This is a genomic window from Burkholderia arboris, assembly GCF_038723655.1.
Lineage (GTDB): Bacteria > Pseudomonadota > Gammaproteobacteria > Burkholderiales > Burkholderiaceae > Burkholderia > Burkholderia arboris.
This window is the reverse complement of record NZ_CP109822.1, coordinates 1,882,576-1,899,231: the sequence shown is the minus strand read 5'-3', so window position 1 is coordinate 1,899,231 and position 16,656 is coordinate 1,882,576. Positions and strand designations below refer to the sequence as shown.

The following is a 16,656-nucleotide window of genomic DNA, read 5'->3' as shown; positions in this document are numbered from 1 at the left end:
GTCGGCCCCCGGCGCGGCGATGCAAAATTCCCGCAAGTTTAGTGCATCCGGCGCGCGGCCTGCCTGCGGCGGCCGGATTGCGGCATACGCCAGGCCATCGTCAACGCGCCTGTCACGGGCATCGCACCCTAAAAAATCAGAACGGAAAGATCAAAGTAATACATATGTAATTATTCGGTGCGACGATCGCGCACCGTTCGATCCCGTGCGGCACGGCCCCCCGGCCGCGCCGCCGGAACGACCGCCCTTTTCCGACTCCCGTTTCGAAGGTTCATCGACATGCTCTTCAAGCGCCCGACCTCCCTGCGCTATGTCCCGTTCGCCTGTGCCGCCGCGTTCCTGCTCGCCGCGTGCGGCGGCGACGACGATGTGGCGTCCGATCCCACGCAGCCGATTTCCGCGAAGGTCCAGGTGGTCGGCCATCGCGGCGCGAGCGCGCTGCGCCCCGAACACACGCTCGCGTCGTACCGCAAGGCGGTCGAGGACGGCGCGGACGTGATCGAGCCCGATCTCGTGTCGACGCGCGACGGCGTGCTCGTCGCGCGCCACGAGAACGAGATCTCGGGCACGACGAACGTGTCGGTGCTGCCACAGTTCGCGAGCCGCAAGGCGACCAAGACGATCGACGGCGCCCAGCTGACCGGCTGGTTCACCGAGGATTTCACGCTCGCCGAGCTGAAGACGCTGCGGGCGCGCGAGCGCATTCCGCAGGTCCGCCCCGCGAACACCGCGTACAACGACCAGTTCGAGATTCCGACGTTCGACGAGATCGTCGCGCTCGCGAAGCAGATGTCCGCACAGACCGGCCGCACGATTCACCTGTATCCGGAAACCAAGCATCCGACCTACTTCCAGTCGATCAATCTGCCGCTCGAGGACCGTCTCGTCGATGCGCTGCTGAAGGATACGTACACGTCGCGCACGGCGACCGTCTACATCCAGTCGTTCGAGGTCGCGAACCTGAAGGCGATCCGCAACCGGATCAGGTCGAGCCAGCCGAACTGGAAGCTCGTGCAGCTGATGGACGAAGCCGGCCAGCGCCCGTACGACTTCGTCAAGGCCAACGACAAGCGCACCTACGGCGACCTGTCGACGCGCGACGGCATGCGCGAGATCGCGACTTATGCGAACGGCGTCGGTCCGTACAAGACGTCGATCATCGCGGTCGCCGCGGACGGCACGCTGCAGCAGCCGACGCCGTACGTGCGCTACGCGCACGAGGCCGGCCTCGTCGTGCATCCGTACACGTTCCGTCCGGAGAACAACTTCCTGCCCGCGTCGCTGAAGGACGGCGGCACGCCGGCCACGCGCAATACGGCCGGCTCGGTGCGCGAGATCCAGGCGTACCTGCGCGCGGGCATCGACGGCTTCTTCACCGACGATCCGGCCGTCGGCCGCACGGCCGTCGATACGTTCAAGCGCTGACACGCGCGACCCGGGCGCGGCGCACGTCGCACGCACCGCGCCCGGTTGCACCGTATCGGTCAGATCACGTTGAAGTGGTGCGTGCCGTCCCGCTTCAACTGGTCGACCAACCCGTATTCCCAGTCGAGATACGCCTGCATCGCGGCCGCCGCGTTGTCGGTGCCTTCGTACGGGCGCCGGTAACGGTCGACGCGCGGCGACGCGAGATGCGTCTCGCCGCTTTCGAGCGGCAGCCCCGCGTCGATCCACGCGGCCGTGCCGCCGGTCAGCACCGAGATGTCGGCCGACGCCGGCAGCAACGCGCGTGCATCGTCCGCCGCGAACCGCGCCAGCAGGCTCGATCCGCACGTGAACACATAGCGCTTCGCGGGCGGGATCGCCGCGAGCGCATCGCGCAACTGCGCGCGCACGGCGAACCACGCGCCCGGAATATGGCGCTTCACGTAATTCGCGCTGGCCGTCACGTCGACGATCGCGAGTTCGCCGGGCGCCGCTTCCTTCAGCCAGCCCGCGAGCGTCGCGGGCGACACGTCGGTCGCAGGCGGCGTTGCCGGCACGTCGCGCGGCGGCTGGCCGCGCTCGCCGAACGCGGCCTCGCCGGCCGGTTCCACGACACGCACGTCCCAGCCCATCTGCGCGAGCCACGACGCGGTCATGTCCGCGCGCACGCCGTCGTCATCGGCGAGCACGATCCGTGCACCGCGCACGGCCGCGTGATGGTCGGTCTCCTGCACGAGCTGGCCGCCCGGCGTGCTCAGGAAGCCCGGCAGGTGGCCGGCTTCATATTCCTCCGGCGTGCGCACGTCGAAGCGGTACAGCGTGCGGCCCGGCTCGTCGAGCGCGGCGACGTCGGCCAGCGCCATGCGCGGCACGCCGGCACGTTCGGCCACCGCGCGTGCAGCCTGACGCGCGTCGGCGCGCTGCGTCGCGTCGATCTCGTCCGGAAAGCGGCGGGCGGCGCCGCGTTCGAGCGCCTGGCCCGCGAGCGTCCAGCCGATCGTGCCGTTGCGCAGTGCCGCGACCGGATTCGGCAGCCCCGCGTTGACGAGCGACTGCGTGCCGATGATGCTGCGCGTGCGGCCCGCGCAGTTGACGACCACCTGCGTCGCCGGATCGGGCGCGAGCGCACGCACGCGCAGCACGAGTTCCGCGCCCGGTACGCTCGTCGACGTCGGGATGTTCATCGTCTGGTATTCGTCGAACCGGCGTGCGTCGACGATCACGACATCGGCCTTCGCATCGATCAGCGCCTGGACTTCCTGCGCGGACAGCGACGGCGTATGGCGTTCGGCCTCGACCCATTCGCCGAACGACTTGCTCGGCACGTTCACGTCGATGAACAGCTCGCCGCCCGCAGCCTGCCAGCCGGCAAGACCGCCGTCGAGCAACCGCACATCGGTGTAGCCGAGTGCCGCGAGCTTCGCGGCCGCGCGCGGCGCGAGATCCTCGCCGCCCGCGTCGCCGAACACGACGATCGGCGTGTCACGGCGCGGAATCCGCGTCCATGCGTCGAGTTCGAGCTTCGACAGCGGGAAGTTGGCAGCCCACAGCGGATGGCCCTGCGCGTACGGATCTTCCTCGCGTACGTCGATCAGCGCGAGCTCGTCGCGGGCCAGCAGGCGTGCGCGCACGTCTTGATACGACGCGACGGGAAAACGGGAGGTGGAATCGGCGGATTGCGTCACGATGTCTCTGGGTTGAATACGTTGAAGTCGGTGAAGAAAGCGGAACGGATCAATCTTGGGCCTGCCGGCACGCGCCCGCAACGGGCCGCGACGACGGGCGTTGCGTCAGGCATTCGAATAGCCCGACACGAAAGGCTTCACGGTGCCGTCGTCCAGGAACACCGCGCGCTCGACCTTGCCGATGTTCGCGCCGTACACGTGAATGCTGATCGACACCTGGTCGGCAAATGCGTTGGTCACGCGATGGACGTCGCCGATGCGCGGCGACACGGCCTCGACCTCGCCGGGCGCCAGCCGCACGGCATCGCCCGCGGCCACCGGCTTGCCCGCTGCGTCGAACCGGTACGGCTGCGAGAACTCGCCGCCGCGCAGCATCCCGATCAGCCCCCACACCGTGTGGTTGTGGATCGGCGTCGTCTGGCCGGGGCCCCACACGAAGCTGACGACCGAGAACCGCTCGTCCGGATCGAGATGCAGCAGGTATTGCCGATAGCGCTCGGGATCGGGCTGCGCGAACGCGTCGGGCAACCAGTCGTCGTGTTCGACGAGCGCGGCGAGCAATGCGCCGCCCTCGTCGAGAATGCGCGCCTCGTTCGCGCCGGACGCGAGCAGCGCGCCCAGACCATCGACGAACGGACGCAGCGGCGTCTGCTGCAACGAAAGCGTACTCATCGGCTGTCTCCTCGAATATGATGCCGAATATGATGGATCGTCATGATGCACCCGAAAGACCATGCAGAACAAACATGAAAATTAGCGATATCGACGCTTTTGCAGCGGTCGTCCGCTGCCAGACCCTGAGCCAGGCCGCGGCCGAGCTCGGGATGACGCAGCCCGCGATCACGCGGCGCGTCCAGAATCTCGAGGAAGCGCTCGGCGTGATCCTGCTCGACCGCAACACGAAGCCGCCGCGCCCGACCGACATCGGCCGGCAGGTCTTCGAGCAGTGTCGCGCGATCCTGCGCGAGGTCGATGCACTGCGCGAGCTGACGGCCGGTGAGCAGCCGCCCGCCGGCGAATTCCGGATCGGGCTCACGCAGGGGCTCGGCGAACTGATGTTGCCGGCGCTGATCGCCGATCTCGCCGCGCAGTGGCCCGCGCTCGCGACGCAGGTCACGACGGCCTGGGGCGGGATGCTCGTCGAGCGTGTCGCCCGCCGCGAACTCGATGCGGCGCTCGTGTTCCTCGCACGCGAAATGGTGCTGCCGGCGCAGGTCGAGGGCGAACGGCTGCTGGCCACGCGGCTCGTTGCAGTCGGCCGCCGGGGCGACTGGCCGCGCCGCAGCTACCGGCTCGCCGATTGCCACGCGCGCGGCTGGGTGCTCAATCCGGACGGCTGCGGCTTTCGCGCGGGGCTGCGGCGCGCGCTCGACGCGCAAGGCCTGCCGATGCCGGTCACGCTCGACACCTACGGCCGCGACCTGCAACTGCAGAGTGTCGCGAATGGCTTCGGCCTGGGGTTGATGCCGCTGCCGCTCGTCGAAGGCAGCCCGCTGCGCGATGCGCTCGACATCGTGCCGCTCGCCGATTTCAAGCCGCAGATCGATCTGTGGCTGCTGCGCCGGCGCGATGCGGCCCGCTTCGACGCGCCGCTCACGGCCGTCGCCACACATGCACGCGCGGCGTTTGCCGTGCCCGGGCAATCGCACGGCAAGGCCGCTTAACCCGGCGGGGCGGCACGTCCACCGCGCCGCCCGGTCGTCACGCGCGACACCCCAGCCTCGCTCATGCATCGTGTCGATCGCGTTCGACCTCGCTGCGTGACGCGTCTCCCGCCTCGATCCTCGTTTCGCTCGCGCTTGCCGCGTCAAGCGCCGCCCGCCCCGCCGCCACCGCGATCGCGTCGTCCTGCGGCGTATGCACACGGCTGCACAGCACGTCGCGATAGTGGCGTTCGAGCGGATTGGCGCGGCTCAGCCCGTGATTGCCCGACAGCTTCAGCGCCTGCTCGACCACGCGGATCGCGTGCCCGGTCACGGTGCGTTTGACGAGGCCGCTCGTCGTCACGGACGGCGCGTTGCCCGCGTCGGTGCGTGCGATGTGATCGTCGAGCAGCACCCGGTTCGTGTGCAGCCAGCCCTCGATTTCGCCGACGGCTTCCTGCACGCGCGGCAGCGTCGCGAGCGGCGCGCCGAGCCCGCTCGGCGCACGCGTCGTCGCGAATCCGGCCAGCCAGTCGCGCGACGCGCGCGCAACCGCGTCGTACAGGCTGCCGAGCAGCGCGACCATCCACGCTTGCTGGTCGGCCTGCGCGTCGGCATCCGCATGGGTCGCGCCCGACACGGCCCACGCGTCCGGCGCGCGCACGTCGACCGCGTGATCGGGCGGCACCCACGCATCGTCGAACACGACTTCGTGACTGCCCGATGCGCGCAAACCGAGGTGGTTCCAGCTTTCGATCACGCGGATGCGGTCGCCGTCCGCGTCGCGGTCGCGCGGAACGAGAAACACGCCGACGCGCGACTCCGGTTCGTCGGTGCGTGCCCACACGGCCAGCCAGCGCAGTGCCGGAATGCCGGTGCTGTACAGCTTGTGGCCCGACAGCCGCCAGCCGTCGCCGTCGCGACGCGCGATGGTTGCCGGGAGCCCGCCGCGCGACGGCGAGCCGAGTGCCGGCTCGACGCGCAGCGCGTTGATCAGCGCGCCGTGCGCGACCGCGCTGTCGAACACCGCGCGCCGCACCTGGGCCGGCCAGCGGTTGTCGGCGCGGCCAAGCGCGCGATGCTGCAGGTACGTCATCGTCAGTACCAGCGCGGTGGCCGGATCAGACCGCGCGACGGCTGCCACGATCCGGCTCGCCTGCGCGAGCGTCGCACCGGCGCCGCCATGCTCGCGCGGCACCACCTGCGCGATCAGCCCCGCGCGATGCAGCCGCGCAAAGTTCTCGTGCGGAAAACGGCCTTCAACGTCGTTGCGGGCCGCATCGTCGGCAAGCTCGGGGGCGAGACGGTCGAGCAGCGCGGCGACGCGTGCGTCGTTCGCCCGGCCAGCGTCGCCGGCATCGTCGGCAGGCAGGAGGCGCAGCGCAGGCTGCGGGGACGGCGAGGAAGCGGCAAGGCTGGCGGACATCGAGACGGATTCCCTGGGGAGTGCAAACACGGCGCCAACGCGCGCCCGATCATTCACGAGCCCACAGCGTATGCGCAACGCAACCGGCCCCAAACCATGCAAATCTGATATTCAAATCGGGATTGATTATTTCCATTCCGCATGATCGCGGCGTTAACCTGCGCTCCATTCCTGCCCGGCCGTGCGCCGGGATATCCCTGCACCGGAGACCCAGATGAGCGTCGAATTCATCGGCATGATCCAGAGCCAGAAGCAGTCGGAGATCCACCCGGCATCCGGCCCCGTGGTCGACCCCGACTATGTGCGCGACTTCGCGCGCGCCCACGAAACGGCCGGCTTCGACCGGATCCTCGTGCCGCACCATTCGACCGGCCCGTCGGCCACGCTGACGATCGCGTTCGCGGCGGCCGCGACCGAGCGCATCCACTTCATGCTCGCGCATCGTCCGGGCTTCACCACACCGACGCTCGCCGCGCGGCAGATCGCGACGCTCGACCAGTTCAGCCGCGGCCGGCTCGCCGTGCACTTCATCTCCGGCGGCTCGGACAGCGAGCAGCAGCGCGACGGCGATTTCCTCGACCACGATGCGCGTTATGCGCGCACCGACGAATATCTCGGCATCCTGCGGCGGATCTGGACCGAAGCGCAGCCGTTCGATCACGACGGCGCGCACTACCGGTTCACGCAGGGCTTTTCGGAAGTGAAGCCGTTCCAGCAGCCGCATGTGCCGATCTACTTCGGCGGCGCGTCGGAAGCCGCGCTCGCGGTGGCCGGCAAACACGCAGACGTGTACGCGCTGTGGGGCGAGTCGCTCGACCAGGTGCGCGACCTGACGACACGCGTGCGCGCCGAAGCCGCGAAGCACGGCCGGCAGGTGCGCTTCTCCGTGTCGTTCCGCCCGATCCTCGCCGCGACCGAAGACGAAGCGTGGGCGCGCGCGCATCGCATCCTCGACGAAACGCGCCGGCTGCGCGAAGCCGCCGGTCTCGGCGCCGGCGGCCCGCAGCAGAGCGAAGGCGCGCGTCGCCTGCTGGCCGCGGCCGATCGCGGCTCGCGTGTCGACAAGCGGCTGTGGACCGAGATCGCGAAGCTCACCGGCGCGCGCTCGAACTCGACGGCGCTCGTCGGCACGCCCGAACAGGTCGCCGACGCGCTGCTCGACTACTACGACCTCGGCGTGACGACCTTCCTGATCCGCGGCTTCGACCCGCTGGAAGACGCGATCGACTACGGCCGCGAACTGATTCCACGCGTGCGCAGCGCCGTCGCCGCACGCGACGCAGCACGCCGCGCCGCCTGAGCCCAACGGAGCAACCCGCCATCATGTCCGCCGTCCTTTCCTCGCCCGTCCGCACCGCGTCGGGCCTCGAACTTGCCGAAGCACCGCGCCAGCATTTCTGGTTCGACCCGGCCGCACCGCGCATCGACGTCGCCGCCGAACGCCGCCACCGTCAGGAGCGGCTCGCAGCCGCGTTCCGCCTGTTCGCGCGCTTCGGCTTCGCGTCGGGCCTCGCCGGCCACATCACCGCGCGCGATCCGGAACTGCCCGATCACTTCTGGGTGAACCCGCTCGGCGTGCATTTCTCGCAAATCAAGGTGTCCGACCTGCTGCTCGTCAACGCACGCGGCGAAACCGCGATCGGCACGCGGCCGCTGAACAAGGCCGCATTCGCGATCCATGCGGCGATCCACGAAGCCCATCCGCACGTCGTCGCCGCCGCGCACACGCATTCGACCTACGGCAAGGCGTGGTCGACGCTCGGCCGCCCGCTCGATCCGCTCACGCAGGACGCTTGCGTGTTCTACGAGGATCACGCGCTGTTCGACGACTTCACGGGAATGGTCGTCGACACCGGCGAAGGTGCACGGATTGCCGGTGCGCTCGCGAAACCGGACGGCACCACGCACAAGGGCGTGATCCTGAAGAACCACGGGATCCTGACGGCCGGCCCGACGGTCGAGGCCGCCGCGTGGTGGTACATCGCGCTCGACAACGCCGCGCACACGCAATTGCTCGCGGAAGCGGCCGGCACGCCGCAGCCGATCGATCACGCCACCGCCCGCCACACGCACGGGCAGATCGGCGGCCCCGACGGTGCGTTGCATGCGTTCGACAGCCTGTTCGCGCGCGTCGTCGCCGACGAACCCGACCTGCTCGACTGAGCGCCTTTCCGCAAGACCGGAGACCCGACAATGACCCACCCCACCGCTCCCGCTCCCGCCGGCGCGCACGACGACAAGCGCCGCCGCCTGCTGCGCGCGGCCGGCGTCGCCGCGCTCGCCGTGCCGGCGATCACGCTCGGCCGCAAGGCATGGTCCGCGCCGCCACTGAAGAAGCTCACGTTCGCGTGGAACCAGAACGCGTTCTGCCTGACGCCGATCGTCGTCGCGCAGGAGCGCGGCTTCTTCGAGAAAAACGGCCTGAAGGTCGAGTTGGTCAACTACAGCGGATCGACCGACCAGTTGCTCGAATCGATCGCGACCGGCAAGGCCGATGCGGCGGTCGGGATGATCCACCGCTGGCTGAAGCCGCTCGAAGCCGGCTTCGACGTGAAGATCATCGGCAGCTCGCACGGCGGCTGCGTACGGCTGCTCGGCGCGAAGGCGGCCGGCGTCACGACGCTGCAGGCGCTGAAGGGCAAGACCGTCGGCGTCAGCGATCTCGCTGCGCCCGGCAAGCATTTCTTCTCGATCCTGCTCGCAAGGAACGGGATCGATCCCGAGCGCGACATCACGTGGCGGCAGTATCCGGCCGACCTGCTCGGCGTCGCGGTCGACAAGGGCGAAATTCATGCGATCGCCGACGGCGACCCGAATCTCTATCTGCTCGAAAAGCGCAGCAACGGCGCGTATACGGAACTCGCGACGAACCTGTCCGGCGAATACGCGCGCAAGGTGTGCTGCGTGATCGGCGCACGCGGCGACCTCGTACGCAACGACCGGCCGTCGGCCGCCGCGCTCGCGCGCTCGATCGTCCAGGCCACCGAGTACACGCACGACAACCCGAACGAAGCCGCGAAGGTGTTCGCGAAGTATTCGCCGAAGATCAGCCCCGAAGACCTGCGCAAGCTGTACGCGACGCTTACCTACACGCATCACCCGACCAACGTCGACCTGCAGCAGGAAATCGCGTTCTATGCGGACGATTTCCGCCGCATCAGCGTGTTGAAGAAGAGCACGGACCCGCAGCGTTTCGCGCAGCAGGTCTATGCCAACGTACTGGGGTAACGCGATGTCGACGATCGAACACGCTTCCACGGCCCGCACCGCCGCGGCACCCGGCGGCGGCAGTAGCGCCACGTCTGCGCGCGTTGCCTGCACGGCCTGCGAAGCCACGCTGGCCGCCGAAGCGCGCCGCGCGCGCATCTGGCCGGCCGGGATCGCCGCCGCGCTCGCGTGGGCCGCGCTCGGCGCGCTCACGCAACTGTGGCCGAACCGCATCGTCGGCTTCAGCGACTGGGCGTACACCGACACGTTCGGCACCGCCGCATGGACGATCGCCGCGCTGCTGCTGGCCGCCGCGACGCTCGGCCATCTCGTCCCCGCGACGCGCACGCGGCTCGCGCGCGTGCGCCCGGCCGGCCCGTGGCTCGTCGCGCTGCCGCTCGTGCTCGCCGCGTGGGAAATCGTCACCGCGAAAACCGGCTGGCTGCCGACGCCGTTCTTCGCGCCGCCGCAGGCGCTGATCGAGGTCTACGTCGACGACTGGCCGCGCCTGCTGGGCAGCGCCGGCAACACGCTGAAGCTGCTCGCGCTCGGGTTCGCATACGGCGTCGCGGTCGGCTTCGCGGTTGGCGTGTCGATCGGCTGGTCGCGCCGGATCGGCTACTGGATCCATCCGGTGCTGCGCGTGCTCGGCCCCGTGCCGGCCACCGCGCTGCTGCCGCTCACGTTCTACTTCTTCCCGTCGAGCTATTCGGCCGCCGCGTTCCTGATCGCGCTCGCAACCGGTTTCCCGGTCGCGGTGCTCACGTGGTCGGGCGTCGCGAGCGTGAACAAGCAGTACTACGACGTCGCCCGCACGCTCGGCGCGAACGCGCGCTTCCTCGTGCTGCGCGTCGCGATTCCGGCCGCGCTGCCGCACGTGTTCGTCGGCATCTTCATGGGGCTGAGCGCGTCGTTCACCGTGCTGGTCGTCGCCGAGATGATGGGCGTGAAGTCGGGGCTCGGCTGGTACCTGAGCTGGGCGCAGGGCTGGGCGTCGTACGTGAACATGTACGCGGCGCTGATCGTGATGGCGCTGCTGTTTTCCGGGCTGATCGCGCTGCTGTTCGCGGTGCGCGACCGCGCGCTCGCGTGGCAGAAAGGAACCGTCAAATGGTAAGCGCCACCGTACTCGAATCATCCGATGCCGCTGCACCCGCCGTCACTGCGCCGCGCGGCGCGCGCATCGACATCCGCCGCGTAAGCCATGCGTTCGACGGCCCCGGCGGTGCGCTGCCGGTGCTCGACGACGTCACGCTGTCGGTCGCGGCCGGCGAATTCGTCGCGCTGCTCGGCCCGAGCGGCTGCGGGAAATCGACGCTGCTGCGCCTCGTCGCGGGGCTCGATGCCGCGCGGCAAGGCGGAATCGCGCAGGACGGCGTGCCGATCGAGCAACCCGATCCGTCGCGCATCGTCGTGTTCCAGGACCCGACGCTGTACCCGTGGCGGCGCGTGCGCGCGAACGTCTCGCTCGGCCTCGAAGCGCGCGGCGTGGCGCGAACCGCGCAGCACCGCGTCGACGATGCGCTCGCGCGCGTCGGGTTGCAGGACTTCGCGAACGTGTTCCCGCATCAGTTGTCCGGCGGGATGGCGCAACGTGTCGCGCTCGCCCGCGCGCTCGTCAACGATCCACGTCTGCTGATTCTCGACGAGCCGCTCGGCAAGCTCGATTCGCTGACGCGGCTCACGATGCAGGCCGAGCTGACCGCGCTGTGGCAACGCGACGGGTTCTCGGCGCTGCTCGTCACGCACGATGTCGAGGAAGCGCTGTTCCTCGCGCAACGCGTGATCGTGTTCGGGCCGCGCCCCGCACGGATCGTCGCCGAATTGCGCGTCGACCTGCCCTACCCGCGCCATCGCGGCGACCCGCGCCTCGCCGAACTGCGCCACGACGCGCTGCGGCATCTCGGGCTCGACGCGAGCTGGTAGATGCGAGGTGCCGTTCGACGACGGGTTGTGACACGGCGGAGACGCGTGCGATGAATGCGCCGCCGTTCTCCGACTGGGCGATCGCATTCCTGCAATTGCTGTATCGCGCGCAAATCGCATTGGCGCACGTGTTGCACGCAGTTGGCCTGACGGGTGACGCCGACGGCCAGGCCGCGTGGCCGTGGACGCACCGTATTGCGCTCGAAACATTGCGCATCGATGCCGGACTGACGCGACAACTCGCGTTCGCCTGCGCAGTGACGGCGCTGGCCGTCGTGCTCGCCGGCGTCGCGCTCGCTGCGCGCAAGTGGCGCGTGCCATCTGCGATTGCCGCTCTGGCAGTCGCATGGCTCGCGCCGTGGCCGCCGTCGTCGCTGTGGCTCGCGCCCGCCGTGCCGACGAGTTTTCAGCGCGATCCCGCGCCGTTTTCCGTATCGAACGTGATGCGCGGAGCGCACCTGTATGCGCAGCACTGCGCGGCCTGCCACGGCGCGGACGGGCGTGGCGAAGGACCGCTCGCGGCCACGCTCACGCACTGGCCGCCAACCTTTGCCGGCGCGCTGCTCGCGCGTCGTCTCGACGGCGAACTGTTCTGGCGTGTGCGGAACGGCACGCACGACGAACGGGGTGTGTCGACGATGCCCGGGTTCTCCGCGACACTCGGCGCGCAGGACACGTGGGCCGTGCTCGACTACCTGAAGGCGCTGGCTGCGGGCAGCGGCGCGCAGGCGGACGGCGCATGGCCGGTACCCGTCCCGCTGCCGGCGCTCGACGTGCGCTGCGGCAACGCCGCGCCGCAATCGCTCGACCGCTGGCGCGAAGGCCAGCGCGTGCGCATCGTTGCGCTCGCGCCGGGTGCGGCAGCGCCCCCCGAAGACGCGCGCTGGCAAACCTTGCTCGTCACTGAACAGGGGGCGTCCGTGGCGCCCTCGACCGCCACGCGCGCGAACTGCGTCGCGACGACGCCCGACGCATGGCTCGCGTTCGCAACGATTGCCGGCGTCGCGCCCGACGCGCTCGGCGGCACGCAACTGCTCGCCGATCGCCGAGGCTGGCTGCGGGCACGCGCGTTGCCGGGCAGCGCCGGCTGGTCGGACGCCGACCTGCTGTGCCGCTCGGATGCGGGCGCCCGGCCGGCTGCCTCGACCGCCGGTGGCGACGCGCTGAGCGCCCTGCTGCTGCGCGTCGACACCGAACCCGTGCGCGACGTGCAGGCCGGACTCCCGCATTGACCTCCTCGAATCCTTCTTCCGACCGACCTTCACGATGAATCCGACCCGACGCCATTTCCTCGCGCAAGCGAGCGCCCTCGCCACGATCGCCGCCGTGCCTGCCGCACTGCGCGCGCAATCGGGTTCACGGCCGCTGCTGCGCGCCGGCGACCAGAAAGGCGGCCTGCGCGCGCTGCTCGAAGCGGCCGGCGAACTGAACGGCCTCGCGTACGACATCGCGTGGACCGAGTTCCCGGCTGCCGCACCGCTCGCCGAAGCCTTGAACGCGGCGGCCGTCGACTGCGGGCCGATCGGCGACGCGCCGGTGATCTTCGCGCTCGCGTCGGGCGCCCGCATCAAGGTGATCGGTGTGAACCGTTCCGATCCGTACGGCACGGCCGTGCTCGTGCGCCCCGACGCCGCACTGAAAGGCGCGGCGGACCTGAAGGGCAAGCGCATCGGCACCACGCGCGGTTCGATCGGCCATTTCGTCACGCTGAAGGCGCTCGACGCCGCCGGCCTGCCGCCCGATGCGGTGTCGTTCCGCTTCCTGCCGCCGGCCGACACGATGCTTGCGCTCGCCACCGGGTCGATCGACGCGTGGGCGACGTGGGAGCCCTATACCGCGCTCGCCGAAACGAGCGGCCGCGCGCGCGTGCTGGTCAACGGCCGCGGGCTGTGGTCGGGCCTCAGCTATCTCGCGGCGACCGACGCGGCGATCGCATCGAAGCGCGACGCGTTGCACGATTTCCTGCGGCGCGTCGTGCGCGCACAGACGTGGTCCTACCGGCATGCCGACGCGTATTCGGCGGCGCTCGCGCGCATCATCGGCATTCCGCCGGCCGCCGCGAAGCTGCAGTTCGAGCGCCGCAACACGCGCTGGCTGCCGATCGACGCGACGGTGATCGCCGAACAGCAGCGCACGGCCGACTTCTACCTGAAGGCCGGGCTGCTGCCCCAGCCGCTCGACGTGCGCACGACCTTCGACACCGGGTTTCCGCTCGCCTGAGCCGCGGCGCGGCAGCGTGCAGCGGCCCAAACGGCATCGGCACGATCTGGCACAATCGCGATTCGACCATCCCGCGTTCAGCCAGCGTCATGCCAGCCATCACCGAACTCTTCGTCTATCCGATCAAATCCTGCGCCGGCATCGCGCTGACGCGCGCACAACTGCTCGAAACGGGCCTCGCGTACGACCGCCACTGGCTGATCACCGATCCCGACGGGCAGATGATCACGCAGCGCACGCATCCGCGCCTCGCGCTGATCCGCACCGCGCTCGACCAGGATGCGCTCGTACTGAACGCGTCGGGCATGCCCGAGATCCGCACGCCGCTCGACGGCGACGCATCGCCCGCGACGCCGAAGATGGCCGCGACCGTCTGGCGCGACACCGTCGACGCGATCGACACGGGCGCCGAAACGGCCGCGTGGCTCACCGCATACCTCGGCACGCCGACGAAGCTCGCGCGCTTCGGGTCCGACTCGCGCCGTGGCTGCAACCGCAAATGGACTGGCGAGATCGACACGCATACGCAGTTCGCTGACGGCTATCCGCTGCTCGTGATCGGCCAGTCGTCGCTCGACGACCTGAACGCGCGGCTCGCCGCGAAAGGCGCGCCGGCGATTCCGATGAACCGCTTCCGCCCGAACATCGTCGTGTCGGATCTCGATGCATACGAAGAGGATTTCGTCGAACACCTCGACACCGACGGCGAAACGCCGGTGCGGCTGCGCCTCGTGAAGCTGTGCACGCGCTGCCCGATGCCGACGATCGACCAGGCCACCGGCGCACCCGATCCGGCGTGGCCGCACGAGCCGACCGACACGATGCAGACCTATCGCGCGAACCCGAATTACGACGACGCGCTGACGTTCGGCATCAATGCGATCGTCGTCGAAGGCGCCGGTGCGTGGCTGGAAATCGGCCAGCCGGTCGAAGCGGAAATCGGGTTCGGCGACTGAGCCGGGCAGTTCCCCCCTTCCGGTCCCGCAGCGTCACGCGCCCTCACGCGGCGCGTGACGCCACCGCCTCCTTCACCGCCACCGGCAGCCGGATCGTCACGACCAGCCCGCCGCCTGTCGCATCGGCAAGGGTGACGCTGCCCTGATGCACGCGTGCGATTTCCCGCACGATCGACAGCCCGAGCCCCGTCCCTTCGACCGTCTGCGTCTTGCTGCCGCGATGAAAGCGCTCGAACACGGCATCGCGTTCGTCCATCGGGATGCCCGGCCCGTTGTCGATCACGTCGAGCCGCGCCTGCTCGCCGTCGCGCGACACGCGCACCGTGATCACCGCATGGTCACCCGCATAACGGATCGCGTTGTCGATCAGGTTGCCGATCATCTCGCCGAGCAGGTCGGACTGCCCGTGCACGTCGACGTCGGTCTCGTGCTCGAAGCCGAGATCGATGTCGCGCGCACGCGCGACGGGCGACCAGTCGAGCGTCACGCTGCGCGCGAGCCGGTGCAGCGCAACCGGCTTGTGCGCGACCGCATGGCCGCTGTCCGAATCGAGCCGCGACAGCGACAGCAGTTGCTGGACGATCTTCGCCGCCTGCCGCACCGCACCGTTCGCGCGCCGCAGGTGCCCGTTCGCGCGCGGCTGCTCGTCGGGCCGCAGCGCGAGCTCGACGCCGGCCTGCACGGCCGCGAGCGGCGTCTTCAACTGATGCGCCGCATCGGCGAAGAAGCGGCGCCGGGCAACCTGCATCCGCTGTGTACGACCGATGTACTGGTTGATCGAATCGACGAGCGGCGCCAGCTCGCTCGGGATCGCGCCGGTGTCGAGCGGCGTCGTGTCGTCCTCGCTGCGGGCGGCGACGGTGGCCGACAGCCGGTTCAGCGGCCGCAGCCCGCGCCCGACACCGAGCCACACGATCCCGAGCGCGAGCACGACGAGCAGCCCTTCCTGCAGCAGCGACCCGATCAGGATCTCGCGTGCGAGCGCCTGGCGCGCCTCGATCGTCTCGCCGACCATCACCCACACGATGCGCGACTGCGCGGTCGGCACGTCGTGCACCGGGATACGCAGCGCGGCCATCCGCAACTGTTCGCCGCGATAGACGACGTCATAGTAGCGCGTGACGAACAGCGCGCCGTCGCCCGCGTCGCGCCCCTGCGGCAACGGCAGGTCCGGATAGCCGGTGATCGTGTGGCCGTTGTCTTCGCGGATCAGGTAGTAGATCTTGCCGCCGTCGCTCGATTCGAGCATTTCGAGCGCGAGATACGGCAGGTCGACCTCGATCTCGCCGTCGTTGAGGCGCACGCCTTCGCGGATCGACTTCAGCGACGACGACAGCGTGCGGTCGAACGCGACGTGCGCGGCGCTCATCGCGCGCTGGTACGTCAGCCACGAGTCGAGCGCGAGCAGCCCGAGCAGCGGCAGCAGCAGCCACAGCGCGACCTGCGCGCGCAGGTTCGGGCGGGTCATTCAGCGCGCTCCACCTTCGCTTCGAGCAAGTAGCCCAAGCCGCGCAACGTGACGATCGCGACGCCCGTGTTCTCCAGCTTCTTGCGCAACCGGTACACGTAGATCTCGATCGCATCGGCATTGACCGACTCGTCGAGCCCGAAGATCTTCTCCGACAGCGTGTCCTTGTTGATCGCGCGGCCGTTGCGCAGGATCAGCACCTCGAGCACCGAGCGCTCGCGCGGCGTGAGCGACAGCGGCTCGCCCGCGAGGTGAAAGCTGCGGTCGATACTGTCATACAAAAGCGGCCCGCATTCGACGCGCGAATGCTCGTGGCCGAGGCTGCGCCGGATCAGCGCGCGGGCGCGCGCCTCCAGCTCCGTCAGCTCGAACGGCTTCGCGAGATAGTCATCGGCGCCGAGATCGAGCCCCTTCACGCGGTCCTCGACCGACCCGTGCGCGGTGAGGATCAGCACCGGCACCGGGTTGCGGCGCGCGCGCAGCCGCCGCAGCACCTCCAGCCCGTCGAGCTTGGGGAGCCCGAGATCGAGGATCACCAGCGCGTAATCCTGCGTGCGCAGCACGTGGTCCGCCGCCTCGCCGTCCGCCATGTGATCGACCGCGAAGCGCGCGGCGCTCAGCGCGTCGCTCAGCGACTGGGCGAGGTTCGGATTGTCTTCGACGAGCAGCACACGCATGGGGATTCCGGTAAGGTCAGCGA

Annotated in this window: 15 protein-coding genes; 10 read left to right on the top strand and 5 right to left on the bottom strand. The window is 69.7% G+C overall.

Annotation, left to right across the window (positions count from 1 at the left end; all coding sequences use genetic code 11):
• Positions 1–279 precede the first annotated feature (279 nt).
• Complete coding sequence (locus OHZ10_RS25820; protein ID WP_342704733.1) at positions 280–1,425, top strand: glycerophosphodiester phosphodiesterase; 1,146 nt, start codon at positions 280–282, stop codon at positions 1,423–1,425.
• 59 nt (positions 1,426–1,484) lie between these two features.
• Here OHZ10_RS25820 and OHZ10_RS25815 read toward each other — a convergent pair whose 3' ends face one another.
• Complete coding sequence (locus tag OHZ10_RS25815; RefSeq protein WP_059240700.1) at positions 1,485–3,110, bottom strand: rhodanese-related sulfurtransferase; 1,626 nt, start codon at positions 3,108–3,110, stop codon at positions 1,485–1,487.
• Positions 3,111–3,215: 105 nt separating this feature from the next.
• Positions 3,216–3,782 (bottom strand): cysteine dioxygenase, encoded by a 567-nt coding sequence (locus OHZ10_RS25810; RefSeq protein WP_059240701.1) that lies wholly within the window; start codon positions 3,780–3,782, stop codon positions 3,216–3,218.
• Between the two features lie 17 nt (positions 3,783–3,799).
• On the opposite strand from OHZ10_RS25810, the gene OHZ10_RS25805 reads away from it, so the two are divergent.
• On the top strand, positions 3,800–4,774 hold the full coding sequence (locus OHZ10_RS25805) for a LysR family transcriptional regulator (RefSeq protein WP_174991793.1): 975 nt from the start codon (positions 3,800–3,802) through the stop codon (positions 4,772–4,774).
• Positions 4,775–4,835: 61 nt separating this feature from the next.
• Here OHZ10_RS25805 and OHZ10_RS25800 read toward each other — a convergent pair whose 3' ends face one another.
• Positions 4,836–6,179 (bottom strand): acyl-CoA dehydrogenase family protein, encoded by a 1,344-nt coding sequence (locus tag OHZ10_RS25800; protein ID WP_059240703.1) that lies wholly within the window; start codon positions 6,177–6,179, stop codon positions 4,836–4,838.
• Positions 6,180–6,393: 214 nt separating this feature from the next.
• Here OHZ10_RS25800 and OHZ10_RS25795 point away from each other — a divergent pair, with 214 nt between their 5' ends.
• From OHZ10_RS25795 to OHZ10_RS25760, 8 genes are all read left to right on the top strand, one after another.
• Complete coding sequence (locus OHZ10_RS25795) at positions 6,394–7,479, top strand: LLM class flavin-dependent oxidoreductase (RefSeq protein ID WP_342704729.1); 1,086 nt, start codon at positions 6,394–6,396, stop codon at positions 7,477–7,479.
• 23 nt (positions 7,480–7,502) lie between these two features.
• Positions 7,503–8,342 carry a class II aldolase/adducin family protein gene (locus OHZ10_RS25790; protein WP_342704728.1) on the top strand — a complete coding sequence of 280 codons (840 nt, stop codon included), beginning with the start codon at positions 7,503–7,505 and terminating at the stop codon, positions 8,340–8,342.
• Between the two features lie 30 nt (positions 8,343–8,372).
• Entirely contained in the window at positions 8,373–9,407 is a 1,035-nt protein-coding gene (locus tag OHZ10_RS25785) for an ABC transporter substrate-binding protein (protein WP_340625026.1), read from the top strand.
• 4 nt (positions 9,408–9,411) lie between these two features.
• Positions 9,412–10,503 (top strand): ABC transporter permease, encoded by a 1,092-nt coding sequence (locus OHZ10_RS25780; protein ID WP_256086450.1) that lies wholly within the window; start codon positions 9,412–9,414, stop codon positions 10,501–10,503.
• The gene (locus OHZ10_RS25775; RefSeq protein ID WP_342704726.1) at positions 10,497–11,312 is read left to right on the top strand and encodes an ABC transporter ATP-binding protein; all 816 of its coding nucleotides are present in this window, start codon (positions 10,497–10,499) and stop codon (positions 11,310–11,312) included. The genes OHZ10_RS25780 and OHZ10_RS25775 overlap by 7 nt, the downstream gene beginning before the upstream one ends.
• Positions 11,313–11,362: 50 nt before the next feature.
• Entirely contained in the window at positions 11,363–12,544 is a 1,182-nt protein-coding gene (locus OHZ10_RS25770; RefSeq protein WP_174991798.1) for a c-type cytochrome, read from the top strand.
• Positions 12,545–12,578: 34 nt separating this feature from the next.
• Positions 12,579–13,532, top strand: a complete 954-nt coding sequence (locus OHZ10_RS25765; RefSeq protein WP_342704725.1) for an ABC transporter substrate-binding protein — start codon at positions 12,579–12,581, stop codon at positions 13,530–13,532.
• Positions 13,533–13,621: 89 nt separating this feature from the next.
• Positions 13,622–14,488 (top strand): MOSC domain-containing protein, encoded by an 867-nt coding sequence (locus tag OHZ10_RS25760; RefSeq protein WP_342704724.1) that lies wholly within the window; start codon positions 13,622–13,624, stop codon positions 14,486–14,488.
• A gap of 43 nt (positions 14,489–14,531) precedes the next feature.
• Here the strand turns inward: OHZ10_RS25760 and OHZ10_RS25755 are convergent, their stop codons facing one another.
• Together OHZ10_RS25755 and OHZ10_RS25750 are read right to left on the bottom strand one after the other, a co-directional pair.
• Positions 14,532–15,956 carry a sensor histidine kinase gene (locus tag OHZ10_RS25755; RefSeq protein ID WP_342704722.1) on the bottom strand — a complete coding sequence of 475 codons (1,425 nt, stop codon included), beginning with the start codon at positions 15,954–15,956 and terminating at the stop codon, positions 14,532–14,534.
• Entirely contained in the window at positions 15,953–16,633 is a 681-nt protein-coding gene (locus OHZ10_RS25750; protein ID WP_059240713.1) for a response regulator, read from the bottom strand. The genes OHZ10_RS25755 and OHZ10_RS25750 overlap by 4 nt, the downstream gene beginning before the upstream one ends.
• Between the last annotated feature and the right edge of the window lie 23 nt (positions 16,634–16,656).